Consider the following 2,659-nt stretch of genomic DNA (forward strand, 5'->3'; position numbering starts at 1 on the left):
CAGCTAAAGTCGATACTCAGCAAAAGCTAAAAAGCACAAGCAAGAGATAAAAAAGAGGGCGGGGAAATGCAAGGTAAACACAGCAAGGTATTGTGCTGCGCGGCTCTGTGGCTGCTGGGCGCCGGACTTGGCCTGGCTCAGGCCCAGACCACGACGGTCGCCGGCACCACGCCTGGCCAATTCTCGGTCAATGAATCGGGCGCGGCCACCTACCGGATTCCCATCCAGGTTCCTCCGGGCATCGCCGGCATGGAGCCCAAACTCGAACTCAGCTACAACAGCCAGGGCGGCAATGGCTTGATGGGAATGGGCTGGAGTTTGAGCGGTTTGAGCGCCATAGGCCGCTGCCCCCGCACCATGGCTGTCGATGGTTTCAGGGGTGGCGTCAACTTCGACATGAACGACCGTTATTGCCTGGATGGCCAGCGGCTCATCCTGGTGTCGGGCACCTATGGCGCGGCCGGTAGCGAATACCGGACCGAACTCGACAGCTTCAGCAAAATCGTTGCCTCAGGAGCCGCCGGCAACGGCGTGGCCTCGTTCACCGTGCAGACCAAAGCCGGCCTGACCATGGAATACGGCAACACGGCCGACTCGCGCATTGAAGCGCAGGGCAAGGCCACGGTGCGGGTCTGGGCCGTCAACAAGATCAGTGATGTCAAGAGCAACATCATGACCTTCGGGTATTACAAGAGCGCCGACAGCAGCGTGTACGCCCCGCTCAACATCGGTTATGGCGGCAACACGGCTGCGGGCCTGGCCAACAGCCTGTCCGTCAGCATCCAGTACGACACCACCAGGACCGACAAAACCAAGGTGTACCAAGGGGGTAGCCTCATCCAGCAGGACAGGCGCATCAGCGGCATCCAGCTGTATAACGGCAGCACCCTCACCAAAACCTATTCCCTGGCTTACAGCCCAAGCCCGGCCACCAGCCGTTCAAGGCTGGTGACTGTTGCGGAATGCGCGCCCGGGGGCTCTTGCCTGCCTCAGAGCGTCTTTGCGTACAAGGCCGTCAGCAACATCTCGCTTCAGCCGCTGGCCAGATGGCATACGCGTTTCGGCGATGCGGACGCCTTTAACCTGCCGCAGTACTACAGCACCCTGCAGCTGGTTGATGTCAACAATGATGGCCTTGCGGATCTGTGCTCCCGCAACTACGACGGTATTTACTGCGGGCTTAACCTTGGCACAGGTTCCGGGTTTGGCGCCTTGACTCGCTGGTCGACCAGTTTTACCGATGCCGGCGGCCTGGACCAGCCCCAGTACTACAGCACCATTCGTTATCCCGACGTGAACGGGGACGGCCTCCCTGACATCTGCGTCAGGCTGTTCGACGGTATTTATTGCGGCCTCAACAACGGCACCACCTTTTCCTCCTTGACCCGCTGGTCCACCCGGTATGGCGACGACAACGGCTGGAGCCCTGTGCAGTACTACAGCACCATCCAGTACCTGGACCTCAATGGCGATGGCCTGGCCGACATCTGCGGCCGCGGCGGGGACGGGCTGTATTGCGCCCTGAACCTCGGCAATGGAAGCGGCTTTGGCCCGGTCACGCGCTGGTCTACGCAATACGGGGACAACAACGGCTGGGGCGTCGAGCAGTACTACAGCACCATCCAGTACATGGACCTGAACGGCGACGGCTTGCCCGATGTCTGCGGCCGCGGCGGTGACGGCTTGTTCTGCGCGCTCAACCTGGGTACCGGGGCCGGATTCGGCACCGCCACGCTGTGGTTGCCCATCCTCAGCGATGCCAATGGCTTCACCGTGCCGCAGTACTACAGCACCATCCAGTTCCCGGATCTGAACGGCGACGGGCTCGCGGACGTCTGCGCCCGCACAGGGGACGGCATCAGCTGCGCCATCAACACGGGGAACGGCACCGGTTTCAGCAACTTTGGGTCGTGGAGCAACAGCATGTCGGACGCCGGCGGTTTTAATATTTCCCAGTACTACGCCACCATCCGTTATGTCGACATCAATGGCGACGGCCTGCCGGATGTCTGCGCCCGCATGTACGACGGGTTTTATTGCGGGCTTAATACAGGCAACAACGGTTTTGGCGGACTGACGCAGTGGTCAGCCAGCTATGGCAATAACAACGGCTGGGGCTCTCCGGAGTACTACAGCACCATGCGGTATGCGGATATCAACGGCGACGGCGGGGTGGATGTCTGCGGGCGGGCCATCGACGGCTACTACTGCACCACGTCTTTGCCCAACACCAATGACCGGCTTGAGACCGTCACCAAAAACGGCCAGGTCACCACGGTTGCCCTGAGCTCCCTGGTCGGCAATCCAGCGGTTTACACGAAGGACGTCAGCCCGAACGCCGCGGCCTACCCCAAGCTGGACCTGCAGTACGCGCAGTACGTGGTGAGCACGGTGGCCAGCAGCAATGGCATAGGTGGCACGGTGACCACTCAATACAACTACGGCGGCCTCAAAGCCGAAATGGGCACGGGCCGCGGCCTGCTCGGTTTCCGCTGGATGAAGTCCAAGAACCTGTCGAACAACATCGAAAGCTACACCGAGTTCAACCAGAACTGGCCGTTCACGGGAAGCGTGGCGAAGAGCGAAACCCGCCTCGCGGGTTCGGGCAACGCCGGCGTGCTCAAACGCACGACCAACAGCTACGCCCAGGGCACAGGCT

Annotated in this window: 1 protein-coding gene; it reads left to right on the top strand. The window is 61.2% G+C overall.

Annotated elements, in window-relative coordinates; translation table 11 throughout:
- Positions 1-66: 66 nt before the first annotated feature.
- Positions 67-2,659 (top strand): FG-GAP-like repeat-containing protein (locus PMI15_RS23820; protein WP_007875126.1); only part of this gene is annotated, 2,593 nt, incomplete at its 3' end.

The organism is Polaromonas sp. CF318, assembly GCF_000282655.1.
Classification (GTDB): domain Bacteria; phylum Pseudomonadota; class Gammaproteobacteria; order Burkholderiales; family Burkholderiaceae_C; genus Polaromonas.